Source organism: Hydrogenophaga aromaticivorans (assembly GCF_013387465.1).
Taxonomy (GTDB): domain Bacteria; phylum Pseudomonadota; class Gammaproteobacteria; order Burkholderiales; family Burkholderiaceae_C; genus Hydrogenophaga; species Hydrogenophaga aromaticivorans.
Window position 1 is genome coordinate 69,970 of sequence record NZ_VYGV01000024.1, and the last position, 7,442, is coordinate 77,411.

Annotated in this window: 5 protein-coding genes; 3 read left to right on the plus strand and 2 right to left on the minus strand. The window is 64.8% G+C overall.

What is annotated here, in order from left to right; all coding sequences use genetic code 11:
• Window positions 1–115 precede the first annotated feature (115 nt).
• Together dnaG and rpoD are read left to right on the plus strand one after the other, a co-directional pair.
• Window positions 116–2,122 (plus strand): DNA primase, encoded by a 2,007-nt coding sequence (gene dnaG, locus F3K02_RS22030; RefSeq protein WP_177137923.1) that lies wholly within the window; start codon window positions 116–118, stop codon window positions 2,120–2,122.
• A 288-nt stretch (window positions 2,123–2,410) separates the two neighbouring features.
• Window positions 2,411–4,729: an RNA polymerase sigma factor RpoD gene (gene rpoD / locus F3K02_RS22035; protein WP_177137925.1), complete on the plus strand. Its 2,319-nt coding sequence runs from the start codon at window positions 2,411–2,413 to the stop codon at window positions 4,727–4,729.
• 401 nt (window positions 4,730–5,130) lie between these two features.
• Here the strand turns inward: rpoD and F3K02_RS22040 are convergent, their stop codons facing one another.
• Together F3K02_RS22040 and F3K02_RS22045 are read right to left on the minus strand one after the other, a co-directional pair.
• Complete coding sequence (locus tag F3K02_RS22040) at window positions 5,131–5,979, minus strand: class III extradiol dioxygenase family protein (RefSeq protein WP_177137927.1); 849 nt, start codon at window positions 5,977–5,979, stop codon at window positions 5,131–5,133.
• Between the two features lie 19 nt (window positions 5,980–5,998).
• The gene (locus F3K02_RS22045) at window positions 5,999–6,343 is read right to left on the minus strand and encodes a protocatechuate 4,5-dioxygenase subunit alpha (RefSeq protein WP_425485631.1); all 345 of its coding nucleotides are present in this window, start codon (window positions 6,341–6,343) and stop codon (window positions 5,999–6,001) included.
• Window positions 6,344–6,428: 85 nt separating this feature from the next.
• Between F3K02_RS22045 and F3K02_RS22050 the strand changes: the two genes are divergently transcribed.
• On the plus strand, window positions 6,429–7,334 hold the full coding sequence (locus F3K02_RS22050; protein WP_425485632.1) for a LysR family transcriptional regulator: 906 nt from the start codon (window positions 6,429–6,431) through the stop codon (window positions 7,332–7,334).
• Window positions 7,335–7,442 lie beyond the last annotated feature (108 nt).

A 7,442-nucleotide genomic window follows, 5' to 3' on the forward strand; every position in this document is an offset into this window, starting at 1 on the left:
ACCTCCGGCGTGCTGCCTCAAGGCGGTCAGCGCCCCCTTGGGGGGCAGAGAACGAATGTGAACGTGGGGGCTCATAGCTATCTCCTTCGTTGTTTTCGAGGTGCAGAATACCCGGGTGGCCATCCCCCAGACCTTCATCCAGGAACTGCTCAATCGTGTCGACGTGGTCGACGTGGTGGGCCGCTACGTCCAGCTGAAAAAGGGCGGCGCCAACCTGATGGGGCTGTGTCCGTTCCACGGCGAAAAATCGCCGTCGTTCAGCGTCAGCCCGACCAAGCAGTTCTACCACTGCTTCGGCTGCGGCGCCAACGGCAACGCCATCGGCTTCCTGATGGAGCATGCCGGCATGACCTTCATCGAGGCGGTGAAAGACCTGGCCCAGCAGACCGGCCTGCAGATACCCGAAGACGATGCCTCGCCACAAGACCGCGAGCGCGCCGCGTTGCAGCGCCAGAAGCAGGTGACGCTCAACGACGTGCTGGAGAAGGCCGCGCACGCCTACATGAAGCAGCTCAAGGCATCGCCCCGTGCCGTGGCCTACCTCAAGGGCCGCGGCCTGTCGGGCGAGATCGCCAAGACCTTCGGCCTCGGTTACGCGCCTGAAGGCTGGCGCAGCCTGGCCAGCGTGTTTCCGGACTACGCCGATGCGCTGCTGGTCGAGTCCGGCATGGTGATCGTGCACGAGGATGAAAAAGGCCAGGACGGTGAAGCCAAACGCTACGACCGCTTCCGCGACCGCATCATGTTCCCGATCCGCAACGTCAAGGGCGAGTACATCGGCTTTGGCGGGCGCGTGCTCGACAAGGGCGAACCCAAGTACTTGAACTCGCCCGAGACGCCGGTCTTCAGCAAGGGCCGCGAACTCTACGGCCTGTTCGAGGCCCGCACTGCCATCCGCGTGGCCGGCTACGCGCTGGTGACCGAAGGCTACATGGACGTGGTGGCCCTGGCCCAGCTCGGCTTTGCCAACGCCGTCGCCACGCTCGGCACCGCCTGCACGCCCGACCACGTGCAGAAACTCTTCCGCTTCACCGACAGCGTGGTCTTCAGCTTCGATGGCGACGGCGCCGGCCGGCGCGCGGCGCGCAAGGCGCTGGATGCCGCCCTGCCCCTGGCCACCGACACGCGCAGCGTGAAGTTCCTCTTTTTACCGGCCGAACACGACCCCGACAGCTACATCCGCGCCAATGGCGAAGAAGCCTTTGCACAATGCGTGAAGGATGCCGTGCCGCTCTCGCGCTTCCTGATCGACGCGGCCAGCGCCGACTGCGACCTGACCAGCGCGGAAGGTCGCGCCCGCATGGCGAGTCAAGCCCGCCCGCTGTGGAGCGCCCTGCCCGACGGCGCACTCAAGCGCCAGCTGATCACCGAGCTGGCCAACGGCATCGGCATCGGCAGTACCGACCTGCTGCAGCTCTGGCAACAGGCCGGCGGCGGCGCGCGCGCCCAGCGCCCGTCGAGCCATGAGCCTACAGCCTCACAGGCGCCCGGTTACGACGGCGGCAGCCACAGCGCAGACCACGGGGACCACGCCGGTGGCGGTTACGCCCAGTCCTACAGCACATCCAGTGGTGGAACTTTTGGCAGCGGTGCAAGCAGCGGCTACGGCAAAGGCACCTACGGCAACAAGGGCTATGGCAAGTGGCGCAAGGGCCCGCCCCCACCGCCGCGCATGCTCGGCCAGCGCCGCGCAGGCGGTAGCCGGGCCGACCGGGCCGTAGGCCTGCTGCTGGCCAATGCCCAGGCCTGGGACACGCTGTCCGCGGACGACCACGCCATGCTCGCGCACCTGCCGGCGCCCCATGGGCCGGTGTTTGCCTGGCTCGAAGCGCAGCTGCACGAACACGGCCCGCAGCCCTGGGCGGCGTTGCGCGAGGCCCTGCGGGGCGGTGAACACGAAGCTTTTGCCTGCGGCCAGGTGGAACAGGCCACCATGGGCGCCGACTCGGCGCTGGAGCTGGCCGAGCTGGCCGACGTGATGGACCGCCTGCGCGGCGACGCCCTGGAGGCCCTGGCCGGCCTGCTGGCAGCGCGGGTGCAGCAGGGCGATGCCACGGCGTACGAGGACTACAAGCGGGTCAATGAGCGCATCAAGGCCTTGAAAAGCGCCCCGCCGGTATAATCTAGGGTTACGCACCGCAAGCGCGACAGCAGCACCTCCGGCACAGGCCTGCCCCCAGACAGGGGCAACTCGGGAATCCCCCTGGCCACCTCAGCGCCCCTTGGGCCTGACGGAACCCCGCAAGGACTGCACACCAAATGTTCGCCCACACAGCTTGCAGGCCCGCCCTTTCCGGCGAAAGGTGGGCGTAGTGCCCGACAAAAACCACCGGAGTGGCCGCCTGCGGCGACCTTTTGGCGATTTTTGTGAGTTCTGCCGGTCCTGTTTCTGCCATTTTTTGAGGTCCTCATGCCTGCGAAGAAGTCCAGTACGCCTGTCCAGTCCAGCACAAAAACAGCCACCAAGGCCAAAGCCGGCCCAGCCACTCCCGAAGTGCCCAAAAAAACCTCTGTGACCGTCAAGATGCCTGCAAAACCCGCTGCCAAATCCACCGCCCGCAAGACCACTGCCGACGAACTCGACGTTGTCGACGCGAGCGCCGAGTCGAAGAAAAAGGCGGGCCGCCCGGCCAAAGCCGCTTCGGCCGACAAACCCGCTGCCAAGCGCGGTCGCAAACCCAAGGCCGCTGCCAAAGAAGGCACCGACCTGGATGACGCCGACCTGAGCGACATCGAAGACGACCTGACCGGTGAAGTCGAAGCCGAGACCGAGGTGGTCGACGCCACCGCCCAGCCGGTCGAGAAGGTCAAGCCGCTGCGCATGAAGATCAGCAAGGCCAAGGAGCGCGCGCTGATGAAGGAATTCGGCCTGGACGAAACCGTCCTGTCCGAAGAGGAAGCCAAGAACCGCCGCGAACGCCTCAAGACCCTGATCAAGCTGGGCAAGACGCGCGGCTACCTCACGCACGGCGAAATCAACGACCACCTGCCCGACAAGCTGGTCGAGGCCGAGACGCTGGAAGTGGTGGTTTCACTGCTGAACGACATGGGTGTGGCCGTCTACGAACAGACGCCAGACGCCGAAACCCTGCTTCTGAACAACACCGGCCCCACCGCTGCGACCGAGGAAGAAGCCGAAGAAGAAGCCGAAGCGGCGCTCTCCACGGTGGACAGCGAGTTCGGCCGCACCACCGACCCGGTGCGCATGTACATGCGCGAAATGGGCACGGTCGAGCTGCTGACACGCGAAGGCGAAATCGAGATCGCGAAGCGCATCGAAGGCGGCCTGAACGACATGATGGCCGCGATTTCCGAATCGCCCGCCACCATCGCCGACATCCTGGCCATGGCCGAGGACATCCGCGAAGGCAAGGTCGTGATCTCCACCGTGGTGGACGGTTTTGCCGATGCCGATGCGGCCGACGATTACGTGGCCGAAGAAGACTTCGACGACTACGACGAAGCCGATGACGACGACGGCAAGGGCGGCTCCAAGGCCCTCACCCGCAAGCTCGAAGAACTCAAGCGCGAAGCGCTGACCCGCTTCGACACCCTGCGCACGCTGTTCGAGAAGCTGCACAAGACCTACGACAAGGAAGGCTACGGCACGCCGACCTACCTGAAGACGCAGCTCGCCATCACCGAGACGCTGATGTCGATCCGCTTCACCGCCAAGGCGATTGAAAAGCTGTGCAGCACGATGCGCAGCCAGGTCGATGAAGTGCGCAAGAAAGAGCGCGAACTGCGCCGCATCATCGTGGACAAGTGCGGCATGCCGCAGGACAAGTTCATCGCCGACTTCCCGGCCAACCTGCTGAACCTGAAATGGGTTGAAAAGCAGGCCGCTGCCGGCAAGCCCTGGAGCGTGATCATGCAGCGCAACATCCCGCCGGTGCAGGAACTGCAGACCGGCCTGATGAACATCCAGAGCAGCGTGGTCGTGCCGCTGGCGCACCTGAAAGACATCCACAAGCGGATGAACTCGGGCGAGTCCACGTCGCGCGACGCGAAGAAGGAAATGATCGAGGCCAACCTGCGCCTCGTGATCTCCATCGCGAAGAAGTACACCAACCGCGGCCTGCAGTTCCTGGACCTGATCCAGGAGGGCAACATCGGCCTGATGAAGGCGGTGGACAAGTTCGAATACCGTCGCGGCTACAAGTTCTCGACCTATGCCACCTGGTGGATCCGCCAGGCGATCACGCGCTCGATCGCCGACCAGGCTCGCACGATCCGCATCCCGGTGCACATGATCGAGACGATCAACAAGATGAACCGCATCAGCCGCCAGCATTTGCAGGAACACGGCTTCGAGCCCGATGCGTCCATCCTGGCCGAGAAGATGGAGATGCCGGAAGACAAGATCCGCAAGATCATGAAAATTGCGAAAGAGCCGATCTCGATGGAAACCCCCATCGGCGACGACGACGATTCGCACCTGGGCGATTTCATCGAAGACCAGGCGAACACCGCGCCGATCGAGGCTGCGATGCAGGCCGGTCTGCGCGACGTGGTGAAGGAAATTCTCGACAGCCTGACGCCGCGCGAAGCCAAGGTGTTGCGCATGCGTTTCGGCATCGAGATGTCGACCGACCACACGCTGGAAGAAGTGGGCAAGCAGTTCGACGTGACGCGTGAGCGCATCCGTCAGATCGAGTCCAAGGCGGTGCGCAAGCTCAAGCACCCGAGCCGTTCGGACAAGCTGCGCAGCTTCATCGATTCGATGTGATCGGCGGTCCTTCTGATGCGCCAAGAGAGGGAGCCTTTGGCTCCCTTTTTTTCGTGCCTGCTTGTGTGGCGTGTCTCGCCGAGGCGGGGCGCACTGCTCCGCTCATGTCCCCCGGCCTCGGCCTGCGGCCGAGCCCTCCTCCTTTACTTCGCTGCGCAGTACGCCCCGCCTCGGCGAGACGCTTGCAGGTGGGCGTGCCTGCAGGGGTAGGCGCCCACATGGCCTCAGTGCATGGAGCGTCGGGTGCTTGACGCAGCGAAGTAAAGGAGGAGGAACGGGCGCAGCCCGTTCCGGGGGACATGAGCGGAGTCAAGCGCCCGGCGCTCAATGCACCCGCCAACCAAGCAGGCACGAAAAAGTGAGCCCAAGGCTCCCTCCCTCGATTCACGGCAAGAACAACGTCAAACCGTCTCCAGCGCCAACACCCCGGTAGCGGTATTCGAAATCGGGATGTGGTAGTTGCTGTGCACCTTGCGCACACCCGAACCGCCGGCAGTCAGCGCCGCGCGCATGGCCAGCCACATCAGCAGCTCCACGCCCTGCGTGCCCGCCTTCTCCACCAGCTCCAGATCGCTGAACTGCGTTGCCCACTCCGGGTTCGTTTCCATGCTGTCCAGGAACTGCAGGTCGAACTTCTTGTTGATGAAGCCCGCGCGCTCGCCTTCCAGCTGGTGCGACAGGCCACCCGTGGCCATCACCGCCACGCGCTTGTCGCTGTCCCAGCTCTGGATCGCCTCACCCACCGCCTTGCCCAGCTTGTAGACCCGCTTGGCCGTCGGCAAAGGAAACTGCACCGTGTTGATGTCGATCGGCACGATCTGCACCGGCGCCACCTCGTGCTCGGGCCAGAACAGCTTGAGCGGCAGCGTGCAGGCGTGGTCCACCAGCATCTCCTGGCAGGTCACGATGTCGAACTCTTTCGCGATCAGCTGGTTGATGATGTGCCACGACAGTTCCGGACAGCCGGGAATCGGTGGCAGCGTGGGGATGCCCCAGCCTTCGTCGGCGTTGCTGTAGGTCGCGGCGGCGCCCACCGCGAAGGTCGGCATCTTGTCGAGGAAGAAGTTCAGGCCGTGGTCGTTGTAGAACACCACGACCACGTCGGGTTTGACCTTGCCCAGCCACTGATGGATCGGCGGGAAGCCGTCGAAGAAAGGTTTCCAGTAGGGCTCGTTCTGCGCGCCTCGGTGAATGGCGCCGCCGATGGCGGGGATGTGCGATGTGGCCAGGCCACCGATGAGTTGTGCCATGTCTGTGTCTCCTGTGGTTTCAGCACTGCTGGTTCGCGGCCACGAGCTTGGCCTTGAACTGTTCTTTCGTCATGCCGGTCTGCTGCGCGCCGATGTCCTGCATGTCCAGGCCGAAGATGCCGGCGAACTTGGCGAGGTAGTAGGCGTTGCCGCCCGCATCCAGCAAGGCCAGCACCTGCTTGGACCGGATCGCGTCGGCCTGCTGCGGGTTCAGGCCGTATTGCGCCATGTAGGCCTCGGGATCGACCACAAAGGCATCGCGGTTGGCCTTGTCGTTGAACGAGAAGCACATCTTGTTCAGGGCGTAGCCCTTCTTGGCCATGTCGCCGTCAAAGGGCGTGGTGCCGGGGATGGTTTTGCTCACGGGAGTCTCCTGCATGGGGTGGTTTGACTTGTGTCAAGCCGCGAGTATTCCCGGCCCATTGCCAAAGATAAACAGATGAATGATCATCAAACACATGAATGATTTCGATTGGTCAGACTTGGACGTCCGCCTGCTGCAGCTGCTGGTGGCGGTGGTGGAGGCCGGCAGCATCACCGGTGCGGCGCAGTCGTTGGGCGTCACGCAGTCGGCCGTGAGCCACCAGCTCGACAAGCTGCGCGCCATCACCGGCGACGCGCTGTTCGTGAAGAGTGGGCGCGGCATCGTCGCCACGGCGCGCGCGGGTGAACTGGCCGTGCAGGCGCGCGAACTGCTGCGCCAGCTGCAGGGCTTTGCGCACACCGGCGCCTTCGACCCCGCACGCTGGCAAGCCACCATCACCATCGCTGCCAACGACTTCCAGCGCGACGTGCTGCTGCCCGCGCTGGCGCAGGTGCTGCGCGCGCAGGCGCCCGGCGTGGCGCTGCGCGTCATCCCATCGGACATCCCGAGTCTGGAGATGCTGCGCGACGGCGTGTGCGATATCGCCATCAGCCCTCGCCCGCCCGAGGGCAGCGACATCGTGCAGAAGCGCATCTTCGAAGACCGCTACTGCGTCTACTACGACGCGGCGGTGCGCGCGGCCCCGGCCTCGCTGGCCGACTACCTTGCCGCCGATCACATCACCGTGGTCTACGAACCCCGGCGCACGCTCTACCTGGACCGCACCCTCGCCGCGCAGGGCCTGCACCGGCGCTTTGCCGTCATGGTGCCGGGTTTTGGCGGCCTGCCCACTTTCCTGCGTGGCAGCCCGCTGCTGGCCACGGCGCCGGCCCTGCTGCACGACAGCTTCATGCGCGAGTTCGCCCGCGCCGAGGTGCCCACGCCCTGCCCCACGCTGCCGATGTACATGATCTGGCACCGGCGCCACCAGGACGATGCGGCCCACCGCTGGCTGCGCGAACGGCTCGACGCCCTGGCGCCATTGCAATGAAACGTTCATGGTGCCTCCCTCAGGCCGAAGTACACGTCCTCCAGCGAGGGTTCGTGGATCTGCAGGTCGCTCAGCTCCGCGTTGGCCAGCCAGGCCAACACCCGCATC

Bases quoted from the DNA above. Each gene is read 5' to 3' on its own strand.
- rpoD (WP_177137925.1), top strand. From the start codon at position 2,411: ATGCCTGCGAAGAAGTCCAGTACGCCTGTCCAGTCCAGCACAAAAACA.
- F3K02_RS22040 (WP_177137927.1), bottom strand. From the start codon at position 5,979: ATGGCACAACTCATCGGTGGCCTGGCCACATCGCACATCCCCGCCATC.